The sequence below is a fragment of the Paenibacillus sp. MER 180 genome (genome assembly GCF_023713665.1).
Lineage (GTDB): Bacteria > Bacillota > Bacilli > Paenibacillales > Paenibacillaceae > Paenibacillus_B > Paenibacillus_B suaedae.
Genome location: NZ_JAMAVT010000012.1, coordinates 148,869 through 174,245, shown reverse-complemented (window position 1 = coordinate 174,245; position 25,377 = coordinate 148,869). Strand labels below are relative to the sequence as shown.

Genomic DNA, 25,377 nt, shown 5'->3' with positions numbered 1-25,377 from the left:
TTCCCTCCTATGCAATCTGTTGAAAATCTTTATTGAACTGCATTTTTACAAGTCCAGTTGGGCCATTTCTTTGTTTCGAAAGATTTACTTCTAGAACACCCTTGTCTGAAGTGTCCGGATTGTAATACTCATCCCGATAAAGAAGGATGATATCGTCTGCTACAGCGCTTATTGCTGCACTACCAGATAGATCAGATATTAGTGGCCGCTTGTTCTGACGCTCTTCCACGCTTTGTTTAACTTGAGAAAGCCCAATAAGAGCACAGTCGCAGTCTTTAGCAGCTTTCCGTAACTTCTGGCAGACCCTGTGTAGCCCTGAGCCGCTATTATCGTTCCGCTCAGCTGGCTCGACTACCTCTTGCAGATAGTCGACAACAACGAGATCAAGCCCATCTTGGCGTTTAATACGCCGCATCTCCGAGCAGATATATTCGGCAGTTACACCACGACTATCATCAATGTGCATTCTTCGGAGCATATCCATCTTCGAAGATATCTTTTCAAGCTGTTGAGGGGTTAAATTACCCGAACGTAACGCTTGTAGTGGTATGTTGCACATGTTAGCAATCATTCGGTTATATATTTGCCCTTTTGACATCTCCAGGCTAAAATCAGCTACTTTGTGCCCTCGCCTTGTTGCACGCATTTTTATCTCATTTGCAAAAGCTGATTTCCCCATACTAGTTCGTGCTCCAACCACGATGAGATTGGTTCTTTGAAATCCAAGCGTCATCCGATCAAGTGCTTCCCATCCGGTCATAATGCCGAGCGCTCGTGTTGGATCCTGTGATTTGAGAACAAGATCTTCATACCAACCGATAATGTCATCAACAGTCGTATCTACTTGCAGAGCCTTTGGACGAATATCCAGCGTACGTTGTTCAAACTCGTCCAGTATCTCTTCAAAACCACCTGCAGCTGGATCTGCAAATCTAGCATAGTACTCTTTGGTCAGTGCCATTGCTTTACGACGAGCGTCTGATTCTATGAGTTGGCGAACATTTTCCTCAAGCTTTGCTGTAGTTGATGTGGAGCTGATAAGATGCGAAATGTAGGAGATCCCGCCCACTTTACCAATATGTTTCTCAAATACCGTCGCGATTGTGGTTAAGGATAGCTCCTGCTGCCGTCTATACAATTCCTGAATCATTTTCAGCAAATTACGGTGCTGCGGCTGAGCGAATACCTCTGGTTGTATGGTTACAGCGACTTCCCCAACAAGTGAAGGATCCAGGAAGAATGCTCCGAGAATTTCTGCTTCAAGAAGCTCCGTATTCAGCAAGTCTCTTCTCATCTGCCTTTCTCATCAAAATTGTGATAGGATCATCGTCCTGAACCACTGTCTCTGACTGCTCTATGCTATGCAGGTTCGCTTGTGGCCCACCCCTTTTTTTGTAGCCTTCAAGGATGCCCCTGACGTAAGCCAGTGTCATTTTCTTATGTCTGGCAGCCTCACGCATTGCCTTTAGCAACCACTCACCCCCGTAATCGTCGAAAAGATATCCAAGCTCTTCGACTTCGAACTGAGTGACATTCCCCTTGTCGGTGAAATTATTTTCGTAGGCACGGTATATGTATCCGAACGTAAATTCAGGATTGTTGCCGTTGCCGGATATCTCTGTTTCTAGTTCAGTAGAAGTATCTTTATTACTACTACTTTTAATTATTGTTTTAATAATTGCTTTCGACGCCCCGTAAGCCTTGATACTACGCGGAAAATCGCGTTTTTCGTTTCCCGATTTGGGAAATGAGAACTTCCCGATTTGGGAAATGGCCGTTTCCCTTTTTGGGAACTCATTTCCTGATTCGGGAACTAAGTTCCCTTTTTGGGAATCAATTTTCGTTTCCCGATTCGGGAAGTCATTTCCCTTTTCAGGAACTTTTTTCGCCAAATTCGGAGAGCGATTTTCGATATTTAACTTGATTAATTCTTTCATTCTTTTGGAATCAAAATTTCCGACTGGATCGATTGTCCACTGGTCATAATGCTTATTAATTTGGAAGAGGTTCAAACTCTTCTCCCATAGAATCACATTGCTTTCAACCAATGTTTCTAGTGCAAGTTTTATATGATTACTCCCAACTCCACATAATCCAAAATCCTTTAATTGAGGTATGTTCGCCGATGGCTTCCCGCACCCCCAACTCAGTGTCATGATGAAATTGATAATGTCGTACTGACGCTGGTTAAACTTCCGGCGGATCATCTCTCGGTGTATTTCATGCGCAATTCGGATATGTGGGTCGTCTGGTTGGGGATTTACGCTGGAATCCACCGACTCTCACCCCCTGCTAGGAGAAGTTAAATAGCCCGCTCCTGCTTCGTTTTCATTTGCCATGCCTTATCCCATTTACATTCCTTAGCCGATATTTCATAATGCCTTCGGCCCAGCACGAACGATACAAATCGATCCGTGCTTCGTTCGTAATACATTCCGTTCAAATGCGGCTCCCTTTCAAAATCTGAAAACAAATTCATCTGAACCACACTCAATTCAAGCTCCTCCTATCATCCCTGAGATAGATGAATGGGTACTTTGCACGGACGACTGTCCAGCCAGGATATCCCCGTTCAAAGTAGATCCGTACCTCACGCTTGAAGGCCTCTGGATCTGAATCTTTCAACTTCCATATCCTCTGGCCAATCATGCTCTTCATATGGGTTCCAGTCAGTTCATTCATGCGAATCACCTACCGTTTAGCAATCATGACCTGTTTGCCTGTCAAAGCTTGAATCTCTCTCTTAAATAGTTCCTCGTCGCTGTTGTTGTCACTCAGATGCAATAGCCATATTTCCTGCACGCGCTGCAAGTCATTCGCTCGCAGGAACTCCTTCACATTCTCAAGGCTGAAATGCGACCTAAGCAGTCTGTTTTTCATGACTGCCGGCACACGGCCAGCAGTGATATTCTCACGCAAGATCGACATCGAGTAATTGCACTCGACCATAATATGAGTCAAGCCTGTGAACCTGTAGCGAATGTAATAGGTATCAGTCGCGAACAGTAGCTTGTCCCCTGATCGATTGGCTAGGATAAATCCTAGCGGCTCTGCAGCGTCGTGTTCGACCTGAAACGGGAGAATAGTCCAAGTACCGATGGTAAACTGCTGTCGAGCTACCACAGGCCGCAAGCGGTGCCCTGAGATCCCCAGAATGTCCGCTGTGCCCTGTCCTGTATAAACATTGATTCCTGCCTTCATCAGATCCTTGATAGACTTGCTATGGTCGCCGTGATCATGCGAGATCAGGCAACCAGCAATATCCGACAGCCTAAACTCCAGCGCTCGTTGAATATCTTTGAACCGGATTCCAGCTTCCAACAGGAGGGACGTGTGCCCATCGGTTACCCGATAGGCGTTGCCCGCACTGCTAGAACCAAGAGGAAGTATGTCGATCATTAGAAACCAGGCCCTTCTTCAAAGCTGATGACACCCTGTTCCCGTTCTTCTGTCTCGATCTCTGTTCTATTCTCATCGTGTTGTTCTCCCATCGTGGGCTCCTCAGGAACCTTAACAGGGTCAACGTCAATAACTTCGCCATTAGCACGCTCCGCAATCTCTTGCTGAACAGCGGTATAGGACTCATCCGCTGTATCTGAATATGCCATCTCAACGAGCGCATTCCCGAAGTCTTTCGGGATTTTTTTAACTATGTTGTTTCGCATTTTACGAACAATCATAGATTCCCTGCTCTGTGGCTCTGTCCATGCTGGACTAATATATTGTTGCAGTTCTGGGTCATCCAGAGCTCCAAGACCAAGCTGCTTCGCTTTGTTCAGTACCTCCGCTTTCTTTGCAGCGATTTGCTTCTTCTGCTCTGCATTTGCACTGAATCGATCTTTACAGATACCAAATGTTTCGTTCATCAAGTTATTATTCATGTGGGCAATCAAATTTCTGGCCACATCGTCACGCTCTGCAATGTAAAATTCGACCGTCCCATCTTTTTTCATGATGGGGTATACAACCCTCACAACATCACCTTTTCCTTTTGGGGTCCATGTTGGAGGAATTACATCAAAACCAGTGTACTGAGGGTAAGTAAATTCATCGCCTTCACGTACAAGCCAGAACTGTCCGACCTTCTTAACATCACGACCGTACCGGGCGAGAATGGCATCATTACCGTCACCCTCAATGCCCATTTCAATCTGTTTCTTCCAAACTTCTTTTCCATCCGCGCCTTTACTTTTCACATTCCGTACTTGGAAAAAAACTTCACGCGGGCTCGCCGCTGCATTGAGCTTCAGCGATGCAACCGAGAGCAACGTTTGAGTGACATTACTCTTATCGAGCTGCGTATCACTCCAATCGATCCCCTTTGAATCCAGTGCTGTGTTAATCGACGATATGGCCGACATGACGCACTGCTTAGAATACTGATCCATGTTAATTCCGTGCCCTGTGAGCTGAGATTCAATCATGGGAAGAAAGATGTCGTTTACCTTGGTTAAAGCTGTTGAGAATGGTGCGCTCAATTAAATCGCCTCCTGCATGTTGTTGTGTTGTGTCCCCACTCGAAGTTGTTTGTCCGCTTCAGACACGACCAGTCGGATTACCTGCGCGTCCGTGTCAATCAGTTTCGTAACGGCTTCTGCGTTATCGACGAAGATCGGTGCAGTGAAACCGTAATGCTGACCTAATGTGTTGATGATGTCTAAACCGACATTGATTCGCGCCGCGTTGTTCAATCCACCGTCATATGGCACACCTTTGAAGGTGGTCACGCAAACCTCTTTCAGGCCGCCGTTGATCTGCTGGTCGAATAATTTGAACCGAGCATGATGGAACTTAGAATTGATTTTCGTCTCCAGCATACTGACCTTAGTCCGGATGAACTCCTCCGTGAGGAAAAGCTCTTGTTCAAGTTGCTCGAACTCAACCGCCAGTGATTTCTCTTGCTTCTCTAGTTCAATAATGCGTTGATCGATTGCTCTTGCTTGGCCAATCTTGGCTTTCTCTGCCTCGAGTGATTCGAGTTCCTTTCGAAGCCCAGCAAGTTGTTCACGAACGGCACCCGCTGCAGCAACGGTCGATGAACGAAGCTCCTCAATTTCCTGTCGTAAGTTCCCCGCCTCAGACTTCAACTGCTGATATCGCAAATCAGCTGCCGGATCTTGCATGCTGGCACGTAGGGCAGTTGATTCTTCTTCAGCAGCGGCGAGCGCTTCTTGCTTTGCTGATAACGCCTGATGGTTCTCTTCAACTGCAACAGTGAACCGATCTACTTCATCCTGCAGACGCTTGACTGCAGCAGCTCCTGCTTTACCTTCGGTTGAGATTTGTTCCAGGCGTCGTGCTTTAGCAACATTGAAATCAGTCAATTCCTTATCTCTAGCCGCTTGAACCTGATCTTCCGGAAGTGATTGACCGCAAGTTGGGCAGTTATCATTATGATGATGATCAATCAACTGTTGACTATTCACTTCAGACCACTTCTCACGTAGGCGTTTCGCTTCTTCCTCATGTCCCTGTGCTCTTCGTTTATTACTTTCTATGTGGTGCTGAGCGTCATCGATGTGGCGGCGAATTTGATCAACTTCTCGATGGAGTAAATCAACTTCTTCCCGCTTGCGTGAAAGGCGCCCTAATGTCTCTTGCTGCAGCTCGTTCTTGATTCCAATCATGTCGGTTTCAATTTCTCGTAGCCGCTTCTCCTTAACCGCGATTTCGCCACCCGATTGAATACGGGACAATTCTTCTTCTTTGGCTGTAATGCGGTTACGAACAGTTTGGATGTCCTCTCGAAGTAGTTCCTCATCAAGCTCCGTGATGTCTGGTGCACTACGACGAGCCTCGTCGATGCGGACGGGGATTTTCTCCAGCTCCTGATTTATGTCTGCCCGTCGTGCGGCAATCACCTTGCGGTGATCCTCAATGCTACGACCATTCAGGATATCGGGCAGCCGTTCCAGTGCTTTGTTGCTGTGAATGACCTCCGCATCCGTGATGTCTCCACAGACTTCTAAGAGGATTCGGCGACGTTGCTCCCATTTCAACTGTTCGTTGAAGAATTGCGGATTGGTCAGAAGCTTGAAAACATCCTCTTTGATAACCGTATCAACCGCTGTGGTGTACTCTCCTTGCTTCACTGGCACGCCATCGACAAAGTACGAAGTTGTATGTCCTGTGAACTCCGCCAGAGCAGCACCGCGTTTCTTAGTCCATTTCTCAGCGAACACACGCCGGAAGGTTTTCCGTCGGCCGTCGAGACTGAGAACCACTTCTACTTCATGGTTAAGGCCGTGCTGACGGACGTTACCAGCCTCGTCAAGCTCCTTGATTTCGAAATCGGTACGGTTAGTGCTGTCCTTTCCGAATAAGCCCCACATGAAAGCATCAAAAATCGTCGTTTTACCTGTACCGTTGTCGCCAAATGCATCAACATTCCCACCGTCGGCTACTAATGCAAAGTCGCGGAAACCCTTGAAGTTACGAGCAGTCAATCGCTCCAATTTAATCTGTTTCATGCAATCTCCTCCTTGCGGTTATTTTTCCGATACTCACGAATGGCAAGTTCGATTTCTTCCAGTTGCTCATCGTCGGCATGCAGTTCAACCGTTCCTGATTGCCCCCTGATTGATAATGTCGTAGGCGAATATCTGAGCTTCGGCTGGATCACAACCTCGATCCGTTCCCGTGTGATATCCAATGACATTGCCGCTCCCATAGTCATCCTCCTTGTGCATGTCAGGCCACCCGTGGTAGAATGGCCGTAATATTTGATTTTCAATGAACCGAAATGACCCGTGGCTGCGGGTCATTTCTTCTTTTTTTCTGGTTTGCTGGACTTAGTTCTCTTTACGGTTGGTACTGTTGGGATTAAGTCACCTGTTTTAGGTGGATCAAAAGATACCCCTACAATTACGCCGTTATCATTTCGGCGCACCCAGAGCAATTCTTGCATCCAAGGTCTCAATCTATCACCTGCTCTCATATGTATTGATGCGACTCAGCCACATCTCTCGACGCCAGACAGAGGTAAGAGAAAATACTGTCCGACGCCGAGAGACAAAGCCGAAGCTTTGTCATTTCTATTCAGATTTAAGAAGTTCGCACTCTTTGAGGAAAGCTTGTTTTATATCGAGTGGAAGCTCACTTATAACCTCATTGAACAAAAGCCACTTAGCGTAAGCTGTTTCGGCCTGAACACGAGCTGACTGAAACTTCTCCATAGGCGTTGTGGTCACATCCATGTTGATAAAATACCGAGCACTCAATGAATACTCTTCCTTAACTTGCAAATAGCGTACAGCCAATGCAGCCGTGAATTGTTTGATATCCTCTTCGTTCACGCTGCTCCCTCCTTGCGTTTCTGTTTTTCAGAGGTTACAATAGACAGCACGAGACACTTCAACCAAGTTCTCAACGACGTCCGGCCTGCCCGCCGGGCGTTTTTTATTTCTTCTTCTGCGAAATTAATCATCATGTTCAGATATGCCTCAGCGTTCTCCATCTTCCCTGGGCGAATCTTTTCTGGATTCTCCTGAATTACCTTCAGATTGTGCTTCGCAGCTCGTCCAGCAGCTAACGCTTCTGCCGCAAGAATCTTTCTATCCATGAAAATACCTCCTTTAAAATGCCGTCATAATGTTTTGAAGAATTGTGATTCCGTCCATACCGTAGAGTATAGATACAGCAACTTCGGGGGCGTTCGTAGCTTGAATCATTCGCATGAGTGTTGGAACATCGAGTGTTTGCTGGTCGTTTTCCAGCTTTGATATTGCGCTGCGGGACATGTGAACCTTGTCGGCTAATTCCTCTTGGCTCCAGCCCTTTCGCGTCCGCAGCGCCTTGATAATGACACCAAATTTCACAGCCTCTCACCTCCCGTTCGAGATTCGAACAGAAATAGTGGGCGATAAGTTGTAATATGAATTTAAGCAATTCCCCATCTATTCCCTCACCCGCTGGCGCTGGATCCGCACCGGCGGTTTTCTTCTATCTTCAGCAGAGCTTTCCTGACATCTCGATTCAACGAACGCAATTCCCTTTGAGAGATTGATTCAGGGTTCTTGGCGTGGCCTTTATGTAAGGTGAAATCTAAAGCTGCTTCAACGTCCATTCCTCGAATCTTCACTCGTGCTACCGTCATCGTAATGCAAGCTGCTCGGGACGACTTTCGAAGCCAACGGAACCTCATGAGACATCCCGTTCTTTCAGCCACTGAACAAATTCGCTCCAGATAACTCGTCTCTGTTTAGGCCCACCTAGGGTAAAAACAGGGCAGCCAGGTTCATCCAAAATGTCGTACATTGACTCTTTCCCGATCTTTAAGCGATTCATAAGCTGAGGAATCGTCAGAACCTCTTCGACTGGCTTCTCATCTTGTACCCTTTCTATTACTGGCTGATGTTTTGAAAGAGTATCAATAAAGCTAAGTGCTTTAGCAAATGTCTCCTTCATGCTTTCTAGCTCATAGGCTGGAATGCTCATCGATTTAAAACCTCCTCCTTCTCCCGTACTTCCTACTTCGCATGAGTTATGTTCAAATTAGCCTGCTTCTTGATCCTTATGTTCCGATTTAGTTAACTCATCGGGCAAAAAAATATCATCTGGTGTTAAACCAAATACAGCTGCTATTTTTACAGCCATGTCATAATAAAGGCCACGTTTACCATTCTCAATTTGCCAATAATGTGGCTTGGTAATTCCAATCGAATCCGCTACTTCTTGATGGGTTTTCCCTGAACTCTCGCGGATAATCTTAAGCTTAGCCCTGATCATTCCCTCACCTCACTTTGCTGAATCTTGTTGTTAACCTGTTGTTAACTATATAATAATTAACTATTAGTTAACTGTCAACATAAAAGTTCCTATTTAGTTAACTTAATTTACGTTAACTAACTGTTAACTTATACTTACAATAAAGTACCTTATAAAGAAGGTGTATCTTGTGTCTTTCCCCTCCCGATTAAAACAATTGAGAACGCAAAATAAGATGACTCAAGAAGAGTTGGGCAAAAAAATAAATGTGACTAAGGTTTCTATTTCCGGGTATGAAAACGGTAATCGTTCTCCTGATACTGACACATTGCAACGTATAGCCGAAGTTTTTAATGTTTCTATGGATTACTTGTTTGGCCGTACAGATGCCCCCTCTCCTCTAGAAAAAGAGAAAGAGTCCGATGAAATTGAATTTGAAAAATTCATAAGCAATCCAGAACACGGCATCTTTTTTAAAGAATACTTAGAAGCTCCTGAGGAAAGAAAAAAAGAACTAATGATGCTGTGGAAGATGATTAAAGACGCTGAGAAGGGCCGCAAGCTTGGAGATCGTCAGGGCGAGTAATATGACTCCATTAAAAATAGGCAGATATCGATAATACAAGAAAGAGGAATTACATTGTTCCGATCAGATAGACTTGTCAAATGGAGAAAGAGGAAAAAGCTAACGCAAGAACAGCTTGCTATCAAAGTAAACATTACCAAGGCGAGCATTAGTAATTACGAAAACGGTCACAGTGCACCTCCTCATGAGACTTTGGTGGCTCTAGCTGACTTTTTTGGAATTACAACTGACTATCTGCTAGGCCGTACCAATGCTACCTTTCCACAAGTAAAAGGAAAAAGTAATCATTTCGTGTTAGGAATAGGAGAACGTATTAAAAAACTAAGGGAACAAACTGGATTGAACCAACTTGAACTATCGAAAAAAATCGGTATGAATAATAGCGTGTTATCGAGAATTGAGTCAGGAAAACGCCCTGTTGAACACGATGAAATTAATCAGTTTGCGGATTTCTTTATGGTTACAGGAGATTATTTACTCGGACGTACTGACCCAGATATGGATAATAATCTATTGAACTCAGAATACGTAAAACTTATAAAAAATCCAGAAGAAACCCTCTTCTTCAGAGAATACCTAGAATCATCAGAAGAATGCAAAAAGGAGCTGAGGCATTTTTGGAAGATCATCAAAGATGCTGAGAAGGGTCGCAAGCTTGAAGACCGCCAAGGAGAATAATCTATACATCATGTTTTAGCAAATCCCCCAGCCGATGGGGAATGAACTGGAGATATCCACATGAGTAGCAAGAAGTATCAAAATCATAATGTAGCCGACGAGGTTCCTCTTCATAAACATGTTACAAAAGGGATTATTGAAGCAGAACGCTACGGTTCTGGCGCAGGCTTAGCGTTTCTTGAAATATTAATAATTTCCTTAGCTCTGGGATTTTCTTATTCGTCATGGTGGCTTTTTGGAGGGGCTTTAGTAGGGTTATTAGTATTAATGCAATTTAAAAAAGCAAGAGCTGCGCTTCTTATAGTTTTCGTAGCAGCTTGGGTTTTTATTGCTTGGAAAATCGGACAAATCATGTTCAATAATTTAGGAGCTTCAGTTGTTCTATCTGCTATCGCGTTAATTATCTCTGGAGCACTCCATGCTCGAGCATATGAAGAATGGAATGAGGACGAGTATTTCGGAGTTGATAAACCTAAAGAAAAAAACAAAAAGAAGAAGAATCAGATTATGAGAAATTCATCAACAAAAGAATTTCCTCCAGAATTACAAAAGAAATGGGCAAACTTTGCAAAAAAAGAGAAAAGTGAACTTTAAGATACTCCAAGCCCGGTGGGGCTTTTATTTTCACTCTAAATACGAACATACATTCTATATCGGGGGCATTCAGCATGATAGAACACTATAAAATGACACGTATTGAAGAGTTTACAGAGAGACTATACGAAAAGATCAATATCAAAAATACATATCAGCTCACGATCGAGGAGATAGCAAACCGACTGAATATCTGGATCTACTACACTCCTATGAGAAGCAAAGCGCTCGAAGTGCGTCCAGGGATGTTCTCCTTGAACATTGATTCAAGATTACAGCCTCGTGAACAGTGGATTGAGTTCTTGCATGAGTTGTGCCACCTTTTACGGCATGCCGGTAATCAAACCATAATGCCCGAAGAGTTTACTCAAGCCCAAGAAGCTGAAGCCGATGCCTTCGCTATTTATGCCGCAATGCCTATTTCAATGATTAAGACTATGGCTCTTCCAGAACGTTGTTGCGATGCAACAACTTACCTAGCAGATGAATTCAAAGTACCGATTGATATGGCAGAACAGCGCCTTGAACAAATTCGGAGACGTGTTTATGCCGGTAGATTCTTTGCATCCGTAGAGAAACAGCTTGAGTCGAAAGGTGGCATTCAGCATGCGTATTAGTGCCTACTACGATTACTACACGGATCAGATCCGGCCATTACAATTAGTACTCCGCCCGGATCCCGAAGAACTTGATTGGACTCAAACTCTCTACATACCTGTGGATGGGCCATTCGAACGGCTGGAACCTGAGGATTATGGGGATATGTTGTGTGTATCTGTATTACTATCCGATCTGACATTGGGGATAAGTAGCGGACAGATTGGGGTCAGTTTGCCGTCAATCGCTGCTCGTCATAGTACAGATGCAGAAATCTTTATTCTTCTTATGGATGATGTAGAAGAAGTATTGCAAATGAGTCTATAGAAAGGAAACAAGTGACCAATGAGAGGACATGTAGCGAAAAAAGGTAACAAATATTATATTGTCGTAGACTCGGAGAAAGACGAAGTAACTGGTAAGAGGAAACAAAAGTGGTTGTCAGGATACGACAAAAAAAGAGAGGCTGAAAGAGCTCTCCCTACTATTCTGGCTCAACTCATGAACGGTACTTATGTAGAACCAACTAAGAAAACTTTCGGTGAAATAATGGAGAAACGTCTTCAGGAGAAGAAGACGACTGTAAAACATGGTACGTGGAAATCTTATAAATGGCTCGTGGACGATCATATCGTTCCGAATTTAGGGCGTATTCAACTAATTAAGCTTAAACCCGAGCATCTTCATAAGTTCTATCATGAAACCCTTTTGAAAAAAGCAAAACTGTCGGTTGGGAGCATTAAGAAGGCACACGTCTTAATTATGGACGCTTTAGATCGTGCTGTAGCCTGGGGCGAGCTTAGTCGTAATGTTGCTGAAACCGTTGAATTACCACAAGGCAAAAAGACTAAGTTTGAGGTATGGAATGAGCAGCAATTAAGTATATTTCTTGAGCATGCTAAAGAAGACCAATATTACATGGCCTTCGAGCTTGCAGTTTCTACTGGTATGCGTCAAAGTGAAATACTTGCATTGCGTCGAGTAGACGTTGATTTGCGAACAAAAACAGCATCTATCCGTCAGGCCTATACTGTTGCTGAAGAAGGACACGACTTCGATGATACCAAGAGTGACAGTAGTGAGCGATCAATTGCACTCTTTGCTAATACAGTTAGACTACTTGAGGAGCATTTAAGTAAACAAGAACGAGAACGTAATAGAAGCAAGCTATACAAGGATACAGGATTGGTGATCCAGACGAGTGTTGGCACCCCGCTAAGCCCGAGAAATTTGATGAGGCACTATTATCGACTCATTAAAGAGATTCAGACCAAACATCCCGAATTCCCAAAAATTCGATTTCATGATCTTCGGCATACTCATGCCACACTATTACTCAAGGCAGGAATACATCCGAAAATTGTTCAGGAACGACTTGGCCATTCTTCAATCAATGTTACCTTGGACACATACTCGCATGTACTACCAAACCTTCAAGAAGCCGTACTTAAAAATATTGGTGATTCTATTTTAGGCAATGCTTATCAACCTATAGAAAAGAGTGAAAATTTCACTTTACTAGACTAAAGGTTAGAAAAATGTTAGAAGTCAGCCCTAAAAAAGGGAAAAGCGCGGCCTCCGATTGCTCGGAAACCGCGCCGTTATCGACATTACATGGTGCTGGAGAAGGGAATTGAACCCCCGACCCACGCATTACGAATGCGTTGCTCTACCCCTGAGCTACACCAGCAAATGTTGTTGACACCAAATATTATAGAGAAGTCAAATTATTGTTTCAACACTAAAATAAATTTACCTATATTTACTATATGATGCTGCAGAAGTGTTCTAGAACGATGTTCCTTCCCTTCATGCAGCACCATCTTCTATTTTCCGCGTACAATCGAACTGTCTACAATTGGCTCTCTGCTAAAAGCGCACTGACCAGCTTCTCCAACGCTTCTTGATCCTGTTCATTGAAGCGATCCGTAATCGGGCTATCGATATCCAGTACCCCGATGAGCTTGCCTTCCTTTATCAGTGGGACAACAATTTCGGAGCGTGACGCTGCATCACAGGCAATATGTCCGGGAAATGCATGAACATCCGGCACAATCACTGTACGCTGCTCCTTCGCCGCCGTTCCGCACACGCCGCGGTCAAGCGGAATTCTTACACATGCAAGCAGTCCTTGGAACGGCCCGAGCACAAGCTCCCCTTTCTCCTCATCCATCAAGTAAAATCCAGCCCAGTTAATGTCCTTAAGCCCATGCCACAATAGCGCAGCTGCATTGGACAAATTCGCAATGAAATTCGGCTCACCTGCGATTAATGCGGACAGCTGTCCATTGATAATCGGATAATCCTTGGCTCTATCGCCAGTATATAGTGTCGGTGTGAACATCTGTACCGCCTCCCTCAGTCCTATTTGAATGTATCATACCATAGTGGAATGAATTCCGTGTATGATGCAGTTAGAAAATAACGTAGCTTTCGTTTCAAAGCTCTCGATATAATGTAAGAAAAGGGTAACGGAACAAATGCCGATGAGGAGGCAATCTGATGAGAACGAACACCTTTCAATTTATAGATGAAGAACAAGTACGAATTCATGTCTATCACTGGATGCCCGAGGACACAGTTGAGGTTCGAGGCGTGGTACAAATCGCTCATGGGATGACCGAAACAGCGATTCGCTATGAGCGCTTTGCCGAAGAGCTTACGGCTGCCGGTTATATCGTATACGCCAATGATCATCGCGGTCATGGCCTTACAGCAGCAACAGAGCAAGACTTGGGCTATGTTGGCGAGGACGGATTCACGTGGATGGTGCGCAATATGGCGCAGCTCACCAAGATGATTCGAGAGCAGAATGGCGATATTCCACTGTTTCTGTTCGCTCATAGCATGGGCTCTTTCCTCGCTCAGCAATATATAACAGAACATGCGAGCCTGATAGACGGCGTCATCCTATGCGGAAGCAATGGCCCTCGCGGGTCTGAGCTGCTAGCAGGTGTCGGTGTTACGAAGTTGATCGCTTCCATGAAGGGATCTCGCCATCGGAGTACCTTCATCGATAAGATGGCGTTCGGCAGCTTCAATCGCAAATTCAAGCCAGCACGCACACAGGTAGACTGGTTAAGCCGCGATCCGAAGGAAGTCGATAAGTATGTTGCAGATCCTTACTGTGGATTTCTAAGCACGGTCGGATTCTATCGCGACTTCTTCAAGCTGCTTCGCAATATCCATCGTCCCGAGGTCATGAACCGCATTCCGAAGCAGCTGCCTGTGCTGCTTATTGCAGGCGATAAAGATCCGGTAGGCAACTACGGCAAGGGTGTCCGCAAGCTGGCGGATCTATATGGACAACTTGGTCTGGAACAAGTCGAATGCAAGCTCTATGCGGGTGCGCGCCATGAGCTGCTCAATGAAACGAACCGCGACGAGATCACCGCGGATTGCCTGACATGGCTAACGAAGCAAACAAAGCAAGCCTCTAAGCTTGTCAATAAATAAAGGTTCAACAGTCCGTCATTTGTGCCTGCTGTCTGGACGGGCGTATAATAGTCATGAGTGAATGATCAATGATCTAGTTCCAATGGAGATGGAGGGATACTTACACATGTCTCGCTTGTTTGAACCGATAACGATCGGAGGAGTTACAATCCCGAACCGGATTGCTATGTCTCCGATGTGCATGTATGCATGTGATGATGAAGATGGCAAAGTAACGGAATGGCACTTGATCCATTATGCCTCTCGTGCAGTTGGGCAAGTCGGGCTTATTATCGTGGAAGCGACTGCCGTCACACCAGAAGGTCGTATCAGTGCTCGTGATTTAGGAATTTGGAGCGACGATCAGATTGCTGGTCTGCGCAAGCTTACTGATCTGGTGCATTCCCATGGCAGCAAGATCGCAATCCAGCTTGCCCATGCAGGCCGCAAGGCTACCGTTCCAGGCGCAATTGCTCCATCGGCAATTGCATTTAGTGAGGATTACGCAGTGCCGGAAGAAATGTCGCAGGAGCAGATTCGCCGGACGGTGAAGGCATTCGCAGAAGCCGCTCGTAGAGCAAAGGAAGCAGGCTTCGATATCGTAGAAATCCATGGTGCTCATGGCTACCTGATCAATGAATTCCTCTCCCCGCTTACGAACCAGCGCATGGACATGTATGGTGGAAGCACAGAAGGAAGATACCGCTTCTTAAGCGATGTAATCGATGCAGTGCGCCTTAATTGGGAAGGCCCCATGTTCGTGCGTATTTCGGCCAATGAGTATGCAGATGGAGGCAACTCTCTGGAAGCTTATATCGACTATGCACGCCGCATGAAGGATCAAGGCGTCAGCCTCGTTGATTGCAGTTCCGGCGCGGTTGTACCGCATCCAATCGATGTATTCCCTGGCTACCAAGTGCCTTATGCGCATGCCATTCGTCAGTCGGCTGGCATAGCTACGGGAGCAGTCGGCCTTATTACCGAGCCAGCACTTGCAGAAGAGATCGTCCGTAATGACCGTGCGGATCTCGTCCTTCTCGGGCGCGAGCTGCTGCGCGATCCATACTGGCCGCTGCGGGCTGCACGAGCACTTCGTGCTGAACTGCCTAAGCCGAAATCTTACGAACGCGCTTGGTAAGCTGCAAGATAGATAGTGCCCCGATATACATGAGGTGGCATTTTCTAACTCAGTCTGCTGCCTTCTTCATGAAGCAAGCATAAGCAATCGTTGTTACTATGGATAGAAAATATACTCAGTTACGAAGAGGGCATTCTTCATGGATGCTCTCTTTATTTATCTTCAGATACAACAGCGAAACCGACATGTTCAACATTTTGTGATACCGATAACTTTTTTTCGCCGAAAATCACGTTTTCCTATTGAATATCCGATTATATCCATCTAGTATAAGGATAAGTTTTATCTGTATTGCCATATTTACGTATTTGTGTGTTCTCCAACACCCACCACATGCATTCATCTAGAGGAGGATGGAAGATGGACAGAAGCGGCGTTCCTGAACCGAATATCGTGTTCGAGCCAAAGCATTACATTTGCCACCGCGCAGCAGACTCGTTACAGCTTGATGGACGATTGGACAAGCCTTTTTGGGCGGATGCCCCGTGGACAGACGACTTTGTCGATATTGAGGGAGATTTGAAGCCACGGCCGTTCAAGCGCACACGGGTTAAAATGCTATGGGATGACGAGTATTTATACTTCGGAGCCGAAATGGAAGAAGATCAAATATGGGCAACATTGACGGAGCGAGATTCTGTCATTTTCTATGATAATGATTTCGAGATTTTCATTGATCCCGACGGCGACACGCATAACTACTATGAGTTCGAAATAAACGCCTTCAACACGATATGGGACTTGCTGCTTCCGAAGCCATATCGTGATGGCGGTCCGCCTATTAATTCCTGGGATATTCGCGGCATTTGCACTGCCGTTCATATTGATGGCGAAGTGAACAATCCGAATGCAGACAACAAGGGTTGGAGCATTGAAGTGGCCATGCCTTGGAGCGCGCTGAAGGAATGTGCGCCAGAGGGACGCTTGCCGCGTCATGAGGAGTATTGGCGAATTAACTTCTCCCGTGTCGAGTGGCGTGCTGAAGTGCAGAACGGAAAGTACGTGAAGACAATCAATCCGGATACGAACGACCCTTATCCAGAGTATAACTGGGTATGGAGCCCGCAAGGCATTATTAATATGCATTATCCAGAGCTATGGGGCTTCGTCGTCTTCGCCGAGGCGAATCAGCCAGAACCCATCTTCCAACTTACGCAAAATGAGCTGATCAAGTGGGAGCTGCGCAAGCTCTATTACCGCCAGCGTCAGCATTATGCAGCGCATGGACATTATGCCTCCACCTTGTCAGCGTTAACGAACGAAGAGGTGTGCAGCATTGAACCTGTCATTGAGACAACAAGCGGAACCTTCCTCATGTCTGCCAAGTCACAGGACGGACTGCAGTGGATTCGCATTCAGGAAGATGGGAAGGTGTGGCGCGAATAGGTTTGCTGCTGCAGCATGCATGCTCCAAGCCTTCGGTACATCCGTTCTCTGCATTTCTTGTAGTTATCGATAAACCAGTAACCAGTAACCGATGTTCCAATGACCAAGTTCGACCGGACTAACAATCATACATGAACCATCACTGCATCACAGACATTCCACACACGGAGCTGATGAACAAGATGACGAGTACAACTGGCTACGCAGATAGCACATTCCTTCAACAGATCGAAGATAAGTTTCATTATAAACAAGAATTAGCCAAGCACCGTTCAGAAGAGCTATTCGGTGTATTCAATCAAGAACTGACCGGCGAAGAACGTTTACTCTTGAAATACTTGTACGCCTACATGCCAATTCACGACTTGGCTGACTATAACGGGAATTTCTTCTTAGCTCATGTACGCCGCACTCTAGCAACACGTCAGGCGCTTCCTTGGGGAAAAGACATTCCAGATTACATCTTCATGAACTTTGTCCTTCCCTACCGGGTCAACAATGAGAATATCGACGACAACCGCGAAGTGATTTATCACGAGCTTGTTGATCGTGTGAAGGATAAATCCATGGTCGATGCGATTTTGGAAACGAACTATTGGTGTCATGAGAAAGCAACCTATGTCGGCACAGATCAACGTACCGTATCGCCATTAACCCTGATGCGTACGGCTCTAGGCCGCTGCGGGGAACAATCGACACTAGCCGTCGCCGCACTGCGCAGTGTCGGCATTCCGGCGCGCCAATGCTACACGCCGCGCTGGGCGCATTGCGATTCGAACCACGCATGGGTGGAAGCCTGGGCTGATGGCACATGGTACTTCCTCGGTGCATGTGAGCCGGAGGGACGCCTGAACGAAGGCTGGTTCAAGGCTCCTTCACGCCGCGCCATGCTTGTGCATACGCGCGTTCCTGCTGATTATAACGGGCCCGAGGAAACCTGTTCCAGCCACCCTTGGTATACCGAGATCAACCTGCTCGGCAATTATGCGCCGCGCAAGACCATTACAATACAAGTCGTGAATGAGCAAGGAGAAGCAACACCGGCCGAAGTCCATTTCCAAATGTACAATTTCGCTGAATTCTACTCTGTTACGACATTGCCAACCGATGCATACGGACAAGTAGCATTCACAACTGGATATGGAGACTTGCTCATCCACGTACGCAACGAGCAAGTCTACGGCTTCCGCCATATTTCGGTCGGAGATGCGGATACATTCACCGTAACGCTCCAGTCTGAGCCATCGGAGCACGAAGTATTCGAATTCAATATGGTGCCGCCGCCAGAGATTCCAGACAAGAGTGAAGATCGGATGACAGACGAGGAACGTCAGGCGAACGATAACCGTGTCCAGCACGGTACAGCAACACGTGCCGCATACGAAGCTACATTTATGAATGAAGAACAGGCTGGGGAATTGGCGCGCAAGCTCTCCCTGCCTGCAGATCGTGTATGGACGGTACTACGTCATGCACGTGGGAACAGTCATGAAATAGCGTCTTTCCTCGAATCCTGCACACCGGAACATGGCGAATGGCCGCTCCGACTGCTCGAATCGCTGCACGAGAAAGATACACAAGACACGATGATTGAGACACTGCGCGATCATTTGGAGGGTGCTCTTCCCTATTTGCATCAGGTGAAGGATGAGGAACTATTCGCAACCTATGTGCTCTGTCCGCGTGCCTATTATGAAATGATCAAGCCTTATCGCGCATTCTTCCAAGCCAATCTAACGGCTGAGGAGAAGGCAGCCTATACAGCCAATCCGCAGCAGCTGGCTGACCGCTTGGCCAATGACATTACACTTGAAGGCCGTATCGATCGCTACAATGGCATGATTACGCCAGTCGGCGCATTCCAATTGAAGCTGGCTGACCGTGTAAGCCGGTATGTATGCTTCGTGGCGATCGCGCGCAGCATCGGAATCCCAGCGCGACTTGAGCCGCTGAATACACGTCCGCAATTCTGGATGGATGGCGCGTGGCAAGATGCTCTGTTCCATCAGGATGCCGTCGAGACGCCTGTGGAAGCTGACGCTACTGGTTCTGTCGTATTTACACGAGGAGAAGGAGATCAAGAAGCTGCCTATTACTTGAATTTCACCATTTCTCGATTCGAGAAGGGTAGTTACCGTACCTTGACCTTCCCATATGGAGAAAAAGATATGTACGACAAGCCTTACGAGGTGCTGAGCGGCGACTATCGAATGACAACGGGAACTCGCCTTAGCGACGGAACGGTGCTAGTTCGCCAAACCTTCTTCTCGGTGCAAGAAGGCACATCAACATCGGTGCCTATCGTGTTCCGCAAGGAAGAGATTCATGTTCCGGTACTCGGTACAGTGACGGCAAATCAGTGGGAACTCATGACCGCGAAGGCGGATCTCAATATTCCCGAGCAAGGAATCGTCCTTGCATGGCTCGATCCAGAACGGGAGCCATCCAAGCACCTCGCACGAGAATTGCGCGAGCTCAAGGCAGAGCTCGATCAATGGGGAGGCCGGATTGCGCTTATGGTAGAAACTCTGCGCAATCGCGGCGAATTCAAGCTGGAGGGCATGCCGGAGCATACAACATACAGCGTGGATGAAGATGGAGGGGCTCTGCAAGCTCTGCTTCCTTCCTTACCGGAATGGAACGGGCAAGAATACCCGCTCGTTGTTGTCGTGGATCATCAGCACCGCATCCGTTACCAGCTCCAAGGCTACAAGCTTGGCACGGGATCGGATATCGTGAAGACCGTAAACAATATGCAGTAACGGTACCGAGTTAGACGAAGTGACGGAGGCGCTATCACGTACATGGTTAGCTAGCGTTAGCTCTGTTACTTTGATAGCCTCCCTTGTAGAAATCGTAGATGGTATGATGTCAGATCGAGTTCGAGCATTGAAGCTGCTGAACTCGATCTGTTTGCTTTTATCGAAAAGGATAGCAAGGTTCGAGATTGAATCGATAATTGAATTGCAGCCAGTTCTTACAGTCAATCCTTACATTCTCGATCCTTACAGCCAGTCGTTGAAGCGACGGATATACCATTTCTTGACGGACTGCGTCAAAATGCAGTAACCGAGCAGAATAGCAGCCAGCCAAGGGAAATACGACAATGGTAGCGGCACTAGGCCAATCCCTTCTCCGAATTCGGAGAACGGAATCATAATGCCTGCCAGCATAATGAGCCCCGTCAGCAACATGACAGGAAGGCTCGCCCGACTCTGGATAAACGGCACCTTCTCCGTACGGATCATATGCACGATCAAGGTCTGCGACAGCAGCCCCTCAATGAACCAACCGGAATGGAATAGGGCTTGATCTGCAGGTGAATTCGCAGCGAAGATGAACATCATCAATCCATAAGTGAGGAAGTCGAAGATTGAACTTGTTGGCCCGATGAACAGCATGAAGCGGCCAATCGACTTCGCGTCCCACGTACGCGGCTTCTTCAAGAACTCTTTATCCATGTTGTCCCACGGAATCGACAGCTGCGACACATCATAGAACAGGTTCTGCACGAGCAGATGCAGCGGCAGCATCGGCAGAAACGGCAGGAACAAGCTCGCGCCGAGTACACTGAACACGTTGCCGAAGTTCGAGCTGGCCGTCATCTTGATGTATTTGATCATGTTGCCGAACGTGCGGCGACCTTCGATGATCCCCTTCTCCAGCACCATAAGAGACTTTTCGAGCAGAATAATATCTGCCGACTCCTTCGCAATATCCACCGCAGTATCAACCGATATGCCAATATCCGCTTCCTTCAAAGAGATTGCATCGTTAATGCCGTCCCCCATAAATCCGACCGTATGCCCCTTCGCCTGCAGGGCACGAACGATTCGCGCCTTCTGCATCGGATTCAGCTTCGCGAATACCGTCGTCTTGTCAGCCAGCTCCGCAAGCGCCGTATCGCTCAACTCATCAATTTCCTTGCCTAGCACAATACGACCTGTATCGATGCCAACATCACGGCACACCTTGCGCGTCACCGCATCGTTATCTCCAGTCAGCACCTTCACCGCTACCCCATTCTCAAGCAGTGCTGCAATTGCAGGGGCCGCACTATCCTTCGGCGGATCCAGGAATCCGATATAGCCAACGAATACAAGCCCTTGCTCATCGGCAGCACTGTAGGATTCACGGGAACTTCCATCGTGCAGAACCTTAATCGCTACACCAATGACGCGAAGCCCATCTTCGTTCATTTCATTCGCTTTGCGCAGCAACTGCTGCTTCATATCCTGCTCCAAGCCAACGACCTGTTTGCCATCAAGCATGAATTCACTGATCGAGAGCATCTCCTCCATTGCGCCTTTGCAGATCAGAACATGTTCCCCTTGCTTTCTAGACAAGACCACAGACATCCGTCTGCGATTGAAGTCAAATGGAATCTCGTCAAGCTTCGTATAATCCAGATCCAGACCCGCAAGGCCATGCTCTTCTGCCCGCTCTACGACCGCATGGTCGAGCAGATTGCGGAGCCCTGTCTGATAACGGCTGTTCAAGTACGCGTACCGCAGCACTTGCTCGCTTTCTTCCCCATGGATGTTCAAATGCTTCTCCAGTATAATTTTGTCCTGCGTCAAGGTTCCTGTCTTATCCGTACACAGCACATTCATCGCGCCTAAGTTCTGAATCGCATTGAGCCGCTTCACGACTACCTTCTGACGCGACATCGCCATCGCACCCTTCGCCAGATTCGACGTCACAATGACGGGCAGCATTTCCGGCGTTAACCCTACTGCGACTGACAATCCGAAGAACAGCGCATCCCACCAGTCGCCCTTCGAGAATCCGTTGATGAAAAAGATAATCGGCACCATCACCAGCATGAAGCGAATAAGCACGAAGCTGACACTGTTGATGCCGCGCTCGAAGCTCGTCATGGGCCGTGCTCCGACCAAGCTATGCGCCATCGCGCCAAAGTACGTATGCGAGCCTGTCGCAATGACAACTGCCGTCGCGGATCCGCTGACAACCGTCGTCCCCATGTACGCCATATTATCTAGCTCCAACGCCTGCTTAGCTGTCTTAATCGCCTTAATGCGGCGCTGTTCAGGCAAGACCCCAATATCCCGCTTCTCTACCGGCATCGCTTCTCCCGTCAGCGCCGACTCCATAACAAGCAAGTCCTTGGCAGACAGAAGGCGGATATCTGCAGGAATTAGATCGCCTGCCGCAAGCCTTATCATATCTCCAGGTACGAGCTGCTCCATATCAATCTCACGGCTCTGCCCGCCGCGAATAACTGCGGCTGTCGTCTTCACCATCGCCTTTAGCTTCTCCGCTGTGCGCAAAGACCGGAATTCCTGCGTGAACGTAATGATAATGCTGATCGTAACCATTGTCGAAATAATAATAACGGCCTCTGTATCATCCGTAAGCGCCGAGAATACGTCCAGACCGAGCAGAACGAGAATGAACGGATTCTTGAAGCATCGTAGCAGCTGAATGTACCAAGCAGGCGGCTTCTCATACGCAACCTGATTAGGGCCGTACTCCTCCAAACGGCGCATCGCCTCCATCTCGTCCAAGCCGTACGGCTTCGTCTTCAACTCTTCCAGTACATCATCGATATGAGACTCCGATGCCTCGATGAGACGCTGTTCCAGCCTCGCATTTTCCTTATCTGCATCTCTGCGCGACACATATTTAGGCCATTTACGTTTAGTTTGATTAACCTTTATTTCCATAGTGAATTCCTCCTTCTCATGCACCAAAGTACGCAAAAAGACCTCCCTGCCTACAGGGAGGTCTGCATGACCCGAACCTTCAATTCCTTGCTGTCTGCATGCGCATACTTCTTCCGCACAAGAGGGGAAATCCCTCATCTTCTCACGGATGTCACTCGCTTGTGGATATGGTTCATACCAGCAGACCTCGACTATCCAAAGTCTGAATACTCCATGTACAAACGCACATACGAGTACCCTGCTGCCGATATGACATGATCTTCGATCACCAATCGAAGCTGTCATTCTCCACAAGTATACAGCCGTTACTGTCGGGTTGAACGAATTTCATCGCGGAGCAACGGAAGTGCAGTACTTCTGACGGCACTTCCATTTCCTCACATGACGAAATAAGCCATCCCATGTATCGGTGTCGGCAAGTGAATAACGCATAGGAAAGCAAGGAGAATCAAGGTTCTCCCGTTCCAAGGTTTCACAAAGCTATGCAATTGTGTCTTCGGACTCGGGCTTCCGTCCATGCGTAATCACCGCCTTTTCCTGTCTAATTGATTCATCATACGAAAAAAACCCTTCGGCTCGCCGAAGGGTTACGCATGCGCAAATAAAGAACTGGGATATTGCCTATCCCGTTCCAGCCCTCCTCGTCGAGCTTCAGCACTATACAACGTAAAGGGATTCATTCCCTTAGCCACCTTAAGAAGAGCCTTAATCCGACAATTCCTGTTCTACCCATGGGCATCTCTCGATATTTCTGGGCAGTGGCCTCTGTTCGTATAGGAGCCTCACCTAACAAAGCTTAGATTGTTTTTCCTCATACAATGTATTACGGCACCTCTCGTTTGTCAACCGCATAACTCAAAAAAATTTTTACACTCATGCTGTAGGATTCCGTCATTTTCAGTTGTTTTTCCATTACGCTGTATGCTATACCGCATCGGAATACATAGATCGGCGAAAGGAGGAGGCCCATGATACATTTCCATCAAATCAATAAGCATTACGGCAGCTTTCATGTGCTTAAGGACATTAATTTATCGATCAAGCAAGGGGAAGTCGTTGTCGTCATCGGCCCAAGCGGTTCGGGGAAAAGCACAATGGTTCGCTGCATTAACCGGCTCGAAACGATTACCGACGGCGAGCTCTTTGTCGACGGGATACGCGTAAACGACAAGTCTACTGACATTAATCGACTGCGGCGCAATATCGGCATGGTCTTCCAGCACTTCAACCTGTATCCGCATAAAACGGTGCTGCAAAATATTACACTCGCCCCGATAAAGGTAGCAGGCATGTCCAAGCAAGAAGCAGAGGAAGCAGCAAGACTGTATTTGGACAAAGTTGGCATTGCTGATAAGGCGAACGCCTACCCTTCTCAGCTGTCTGGTGGTCAGCAGCAGCGTGTTGCAATTGCGCGAGGACTCGCGATGAAGCCCAAAATTATGCTGTTTGATGAGCCTACATCGGCACTCGATCCCGAGACTATCGGAGAAGTGCTCGATGTCATGAGGGCGCTTGCGAAGGAAGGCATGACGATGGTCGTCGTTACCCATGAGATGGGCTTCGCCAAGGAAGTAGCAGACCGCATCGTGTTCATGGATCAGGGAAGGATTGTCGAAGAAGCAGAGCCTGTTTCCTTTTTTACAAAACCGCGCGAAGAGCGTGCCCAGCTATTCCTCAGCCGGATACTGAATCACTAATTGATAAGCGATGAAAAGGAGTGTATATCCCATGAAACGTTGGATGAAATTGATGAGCATGACAATCGTAGCCGCCTTTATTGTAAGCGCTTTATCTGCTTGCGGAAGTCAAGCCTCTGAAGGAGAAAACGCCCTTGCAAAAATCAAAAATCGGGGCAAAATTATTGCCGGCGTGAAGTATGACCTGAACCTATTTGGACTGAAAGACCCTGCCACCGGAAAAGTGCAAGGCTTGGACATTGATATTGCGAAACAAATTGCCAAAAAGGTGCTGGGCAATGAGGATGCGATCGAGTTCATGGAGGTGACATCGAAGACACGGATTCCGATGCTCAAAAATGGCGACATAGACTTCATTATCGCAACCATGACGATAACTGACGAGCGTAAAAAAGAGATTGATTTCTCGGATGTATATTTTACAGCCGGCCAGTCCCTGCTTGTCCCTGCTGACAGCCCCATTAACTCTATTAAGGATTTGACCAATGATTCCAAGGTGCTCACAGCCAAGGGCTCTACATCCGCCAAAAACATTCGCGAATCCGCACCTGACGCGCAAATTCTGGAGTTCGAAAATTATGCCGAGGCATTTACAGCCTTGAAGGCTAAGCAGGGCAATGCGTTGACGACTGACAACGCGCTGCTGTATGGAATGGCTAAGCAGGACAGCAACTTCCGTGTCTTGGATGAGACATTTACAGAAGAGCCTTATGGCATCGGCATTCGCAAGGGAGAAGCAGAACTTGTTAAAGCCGTGAACGACACCTTGAAAGAGCTGAAGGAGAACGGTGAATACGACAAAATATACGAGAAATGGATCGGCAAAAAGCCAAACTAGCAGACCGTCATATCCGTACGGATTCCGGTGAGGGG

Annotated in this window: 28 protein-coding genes, 1 tRNA gene and 1 riboswitch; of the genes, 13 read left to right on the top strand and 16 right to left on the bottom strand. The window is 47.1% G+C overall.

Annotation, left to right across the window (positions count from 1 at the left end; genetic code table 11):
- Positions 1-7 precede the first annotated feature (7 nt).
- From M3661_RS19860 to M3661_RS19800, 13 genes are all read right to left on the bottom strand, one after another.
- A complete protein-coding gene (locus M3661_RS19860; RefSeq protein WP_251487828.1) occupies positions 8-1,294 on the bottom strand; it encodes a replicative DNA helicase in 1,287 nt (428 codons plus the stop codon).
- A complete protein-coding gene (locus tag M3661_RS19855; RefSeq protein ID WP_251487826.1) occupies positions 1,260-2,276 on the bottom strand; it encodes a replication protein in 1,017 nt (338 codons plus the stop codon). The genes M3661_RS19860 and M3661_RS19855 overlap by 35 nt, the downstream gene beginning before the upstream one ends.
- A gap of 26 nt (positions 2,277-2,302) precedes the next feature.
- Complete coding sequence (locus tag M3661_RS19850) at positions 2,303-2,488, bottom strand: hypothetical protein (protein WP_251487964.1); 186 nt, start codon at positions 2,486-2,488, stop codon at positions 2,303-2,305.
- Positions 2,489-2,490: 2 nt separating this feature from the next.
- Complete coding sequence (locus M3661_RS19845; protein ID WP_251487824.1) at positions 2,491-2,682, bottom strand: hypothetical protein; 192 nt, start codon at positions 2,680-2,682, stop codon at positions 2,491-2,493.
- 9 nt (positions 2,683-2,691) lie between these two features.
- Positions 2,692-3,399, bottom strand: coding sequence for an MBL fold metallo-hydrolase (locus tag M3661_RS19840; RefSeq protein ID WP_251487822.1), 708 nt, complete (start codon positions 3,397-3,399; stop codon positions 2,692-2,694).
- Positions 3,399-4,478 carry a hypothetical protein gene (locus tag M3661_RS19835; protein WP_251487820.1) on the bottom strand — a complete coding sequence of 360 codons (1,080 nt, stop codon included), beginning with the start codon at positions 4,476-4,478 and terminating at the stop codon, positions 3,399-3,401. The genes M3661_RS19840 and M3661_RS19835 overlap by 1 nt, the downstream gene beginning before the upstream one ends.
- A complete protein-coding gene (locus tag M3661_RS19830) occupies positions 4,479-6,470 on the bottom strand; it encodes an AAA family ATPase (RefSeq protein ID WP_251487818.1) in 1,992 nt (663 codons plus the stop codon).
- Positions 6,467-6,670, bottom strand: a complete 204-nt coding sequence (locus tag M3661_RS19825; protein ID WP_251487816.1) for a hypothetical protein — start codon at positions 6,668-6,670, stop codon at positions 6,467-6,469. Before M3661_RS19825 ends, M3661_RS19830 begins: the two co-directional genes overlap by 4 nt.
- Before the next feature lie 364 nt (positions 6,671-7,034).
- Entirely contained in the window at positions 7,035-7,295 is a 261-nt protein-coding gene (locus M3661_RS19820) for a hypothetical protein (RefSeq protein WP_251487814.1), read from the bottom strand.
- A complete protein-coding gene (locus M3661_RS19815) occupies positions 7,292-7,561 on the bottom strand; it encodes a hypothetical protein (RefSeq protein WP_251487810.1) in 270 nt (89 codons plus the stop codon). Before M3661_RS19815 ends, M3661_RS19820 begins: the two co-directional genes overlap by 4 nt.
- Before the next feature lie 13 nt (positions 7,562-7,574).
- Positions 7,575-7,817, bottom strand: a complete 243-nt coding sequence (locus M3661_RS19810; protein ID WP_251487807.1) for a helix-turn-helix domain-containing protein — start codon at positions 7,815-7,817, stop codon at positions 7,575-7,577.
- 322 nt (positions 7,818-8,139) lie between these two features.
- Positions 8,140-8,436 (bottom strand): hypothetical protein, encoded by a 297-nt coding sequence (locus M3661_RS19805; RefSeq protein WP_251487804.1) that lies wholly within the window; start codon positions 8,434-8,436, stop codon positions 8,140-8,142.
- 57 nt (positions 8,437-8,493) lie between these two features.
- Complete coding sequence (locus M3661_RS19800; protein WP_251487801.1) at positions 8,494-8,727, bottom strand: helix-turn-helix transcriptional regulator; 234 nt, start codon at positions 8,725-8,727, stop codon at positions 8,494-8,496.
- A gap of 160 nt (positions 8,728-8,887) precedes the next feature.
- Here M3661_RS19800 and M3661_RS19795 point away from each other — a divergent pair, with 160 nt between their 5' ends.
- The 6 genes from M3661_RS19795 (at position 8,888) to M3661_RS19770 (ending at position 12,688) form a co-directional block, all read left to right on the top strand.
- Entirely contained in the window at positions 8,888-9,292 is a 405-nt protein-coding gene (locus tag M3661_RS19795; RefSeq protein WP_311279596.1) for a helix-turn-helix domain-containing protein, read from the top strand.
- A 54-nt stretch (positions 9,293-9,346) separates the two neighbouring features.
- Positions 9,347-9,970 carry a helix-turn-helix domain-containing protein gene (locus M3661_RS19790; RefSeq protein ID WP_251487796.1) on the top strand — a complete coding sequence of 208 codons (624 nt, stop codon included), beginning with the start codon at positions 9,347-9,349 and terminating at the stop codon, positions 9,968-9,970.
- A 60-nt stretch (positions 9,971-10,030) separates the two neighbouring features.
- Positions 10,031-10,564: a hypothetical protein gene (locus M3661_RS19785; protein ID WP_251487793.1), complete on the top strand. Its 534-nt coding sequence runs from the start codon at positions 10,031-10,033 to the stop codon at positions 10,562-10,564.
- Between the two features lie 74 nt (positions 10,565-10,638).
- Positions 10,639-11,181 carry an ImmA/IrrE family metallo-endopeptidase gene (locus M3661_RS19780; RefSeq protein ID WP_251487790.1) on the top strand — a complete coding sequence of 181 codons (543 nt, stop codon included), beginning with the start codon at positions 10,639-10,641 and terminating at the stop codon, positions 11,179-11,181.
- Complete coding sequence (locus tag M3661_RS19775; RefSeq protein WP_251487788.1) at positions 11,171-11,488, top strand: hypothetical protein; 318 nt, start codon at positions 11,171-11,173, stop codon at positions 11,486-11,488. Before M3661_RS19780 ends, M3661_RS19775 begins: the two co-directional genes overlap by 11 nt.
- 18 nt (positions 11,489-11,506) lie before the next feature.
- Positions 11,507-12,688 carry a site-specific integrase gene (locus tag M3661_RS19770; RefSeq protein ID WP_251487785.1) on the top strand — a complete coding sequence of 394 codons (1,182 nt, stop codon included), beginning with the start codon at positions 11,507-11,509 and terminating at the stop codon, positions 12,686-12,688.
- Between the two features lie 88 nt (positions 12,689-12,776).
- Here M3661_RS19770 and M3661_RS19765 read toward each other — a convergent pair.
- Positions 12,777-12,851: transfer RNA gene (locus tag M3661_RS19765), tRNA-Thr, on the bottom strand.
- 162 nt (positions 12,852-13,013) lie between these two features.
- Complete coding sequence (locus tag M3661_RS19760) at positions 13,014-13,505, bottom strand: GAF domain-containing protein (RefSeq protein WP_251487782.1); 492 nt, start codon at positions 13,503-13,505, stop codon at positions 13,014-13,016.
- 158 nt (positions 13,506-13,663) lie between these two features.
- Here M3661_RS19760 and M3661_RS19755 point away from each other — a divergent pair, with 158 nt between their 5' ends.
- From M3661_RS19755 to M3661_RS19740, 4 genes are all read left to right on the top strand, one after another.
- The gene (locus M3661_RS19755) at positions 13,664-14,617 is read left to right on the top strand and encodes an alpha/beta hydrolase (RefSeq protein WP_065293785.1); all 954 of its coding nucleotides are present in this window, start codon (positions 13,664-13,666) and stop codon (positions 14,615-14,617) included.
- 106 nt (positions 14,618-14,723) lie between these two features.
- Positions 14,724-15,734 (top strand): NADPH dehydrogenase NamA, encoded by a 1,011-nt coding sequence (namA, locus tag M3661_RS19750; protein ID WP_251487779.1) that lies wholly within the window; start codon positions 14,724-14,726, stop codon positions 15,732-15,734.
- Between the two features lie 360 nt (positions 15,735-16,094).
- Positions 16,095-17,120, top strand: a complete 1,026-nt coding sequence (locus M3661_RS19745) for a carbohydrate-binding family 9-like protein (RefSeq protein WP_251487776.1) — start codon at positions 16,095-16,097, stop codon at positions 17,118-17,120.
- Positions 17,121-17,302: 182 nt separating this feature from the next.
- On the top strand, positions 17,303-19,882 hold the full coding sequence (locus M3661_RS19740) for a transglutaminase-like domain-containing protein (RefSeq protein WP_251487773.1): 2,580 nt from the start codon (positions 17,303-17,305) through the stop codon (positions 19,880-19,882).
- 243 nt (positions 19,883-20,125) lie between these two features.
- Here the strand turns inward: M3661_RS19740 and mgtA are convergent, their stop codons facing one another.
- Complete coding sequence (mgtA, locus tag M3661_RS19735) at positions 20,126-22,807, bottom strand: magnesium-translocating P-type ATPase (protein WP_251487771.1); 2,682 nt, start codon at positions 22,805-22,807, stop codon at positions 20,126-20,128.
- A 66-nt stretch (positions 22,808-22,873) separates the two neighbouring features.
- Here mgtA and M3661_RS19730 point away from each other — a divergent pair, with 66 nt between their 5' ends.
- The 3 genes from M3661_RS19730 (at position 22,874) to M3661_RS19720 (ending at position 25,342) form a co-directional block, all read left to right on the top strand.
- The gene (locus M3661_RS19730; protein ID WP_251487769.1) at positions 22,874-23,065 is read left to right on the top strand and encodes a hypothetical protein; all 192 of its coding nucleotides are present in this window, start codon (positions 22,874-22,876) and stop codon (positions 23,063-23,065) included.
- A gap of 371 nt (positions 23,066-23,436) precedes the next feature.
- Positions 23,437-23,608, bottom strand: a riboswitch (M-box (ykoK) riboswitch).
- Positions 23,609-23,775: 167 nt separating this feature from the next.
- Entirely contained in the window at positions 23,776-24,504 is a 729-nt protein-coding gene (locus M3661_RS19725; protein WP_251487767.1) for an amino acid ABC transporter ATP-binding protein, read from the top strand.
- Positions 24,505-24,535: 31 nt separating this feature from the next.
- On the top strand, positions 24,536-25,342 hold the full coding sequence (locus tag M3661_RS19720; protein ID WP_397376534.1) for a transporter substrate-binding domain-containing protein: 807 nt from the start codon (positions 24,536-24,538) through the stop codon (positions 25,340-25,342).
- Positions 25,343-25,377 lie beyond the last annotated feature (35 nt).

Excerpts from the sequence above, each read along its gene's own strand:
- namA (WP_251487779.1), top strand. The coding sequence starts at position 14,724 with ATGTCTCGCTTGTTTGAACCGATAACGATCGGAGGAGTTACAATCCCG.
- M3661_RS19760 (WP_251487782.1), bottom strand. The coding sequence starts at position 13,505 with ATGTTCACACCGACACTATATACTGGCGATAGAGCCAAGGATTATCCG.
- M3661_RS19740 (WP_251487773.1), top strand. The coding sequence starts at position 17,303 with ATGACGAGTACAACTGGCTACGCAGATAGCACATTCCTTCAACAGATC.
- M3661_RS19860 (WP_251487828.1), bottom strand. The coding sequence starts at position 1,294 with ATGAGAAGAGACTTGCTGAATACGGAGCTTCTTGAAGCAGAAATTCTC.
- M3661_RS19840 (WP_251487822.1), bottom strand. The coding sequence starts at position 3,399 with ATGATCGACATACTTCCTCTTGGTTCTAGCAGTGCGGGCAACGCCTAT.
- M3661_RS19800 (WP_251487801.1), bottom strand. The coding sequence starts at position 8,727 with ATGATCAGGGCTAAGCTTAAGATTATCCGCGAGAGTTCAGGGAAAACC.
- M3661_RS19785 (WP_251487793.1), top strand. The coding sequence starts at position 10,031 with ATGAGTAGCAAGAAGTATCAAAATCATAATGTAGCCGACGAGGTTCCT.
- M3661_RS19770 (WP_251487785.1), top strand. The coding sequence starts at position 11,507 with ATGAGAGGACATGTAGCGAAAAAAGGTAACAAATATTATATTGTCGTA.
- M3661_RS19815 (WP_251487810.1), bottom strand. The coding sequence starts at position 7,561 with ATGGATAGAAAGATTCTTGCGGCAGAAGCGTTAGCTGCTGGACGAGCT.
- M3661_RS19805 (WP_251487804.1), bottom strand. The coding sequence starts at position 8,436 with ATGAGCATTCCAGCCTATGAGCTAGAAAGCATGAAGGAGACATTTGCT.
- M3661_RS19780 (WP_251487790.1), top strand. The coding sequence starts at position 10,639 with ATGATAGAACACTATAAAATGACACGTATTGAAGAGTTTACAGAGAGA.
- M3661_RS19730 (WP_251487769.1), top strand. The coding sequence starts at position 22,874 with ATGACCCGAACCTTCAATTCCTTGCTGTCTGCATGCGCATACTTCTTC.
- M3661_RS19745 (WP_251487776.1), top strand. The coding sequence starts at position 16,095 with ATGGACAGAAGCGGCGTTCCTGAACCGAATATCGTGTTCGAGCCAAAG.
- M3661_RS19720 (WP_397376534.1), top strand. The coding sequence starts at position 24,536 with ATGAAACGTTGGATGAAATTGATGAGCATGACAATCGTAGCCGCCTTT.
- M3661_RS19825 (WP_251487816.1), bottom strand. The coding sequence starts at position 6,670 with ATGGGAGCGGCAATGTCATTGGATATCACACGGGAACGGATCGAGGTT.
- mgtA (WP_251487771.1), bottom strand. The coding sequence starts at position 22,807 with ATGGAAATAAAGGTTAATCAAACTAAACGTAAATGGCCTAAATATGTG.
- M3661_RS19830 (WP_251487818.1), bottom strand. The coding sequence starts at position 6,470 with ATGAAACAGATTAAATTGGAGCGATTGACTGCTCGTAACTTCAAGGGT.
- M3661_RS19755 (WP_065293785.1), top strand. The coding sequence starts at position 13,664 with ATGAGAACGAACACCTTTCAATTTATAGATGAAGAACAAGTACGAATT.
- M3661_RS19725 (WP_251487767.1), top strand. The coding sequence starts at position 23,776 with ATGATACATTTCCATCAAATCAATAAGCATTACGGCAGCTTTCATGTG.
- M3661_RS19775 (WP_251487788.1), top strand. The coding sequence starts at position 11,171 with ATGCGTATTAGTGCCTACTACGATTACTACACGGATCAGATCCGGCCA.
- M3661_RS19845 (WP_251487824.1), bottom strand. The coding sequence starts at position 2,682 with ATGAATGAACTGACTGGAACCCATATGAAGAGCATGATTGGCCAGAGG.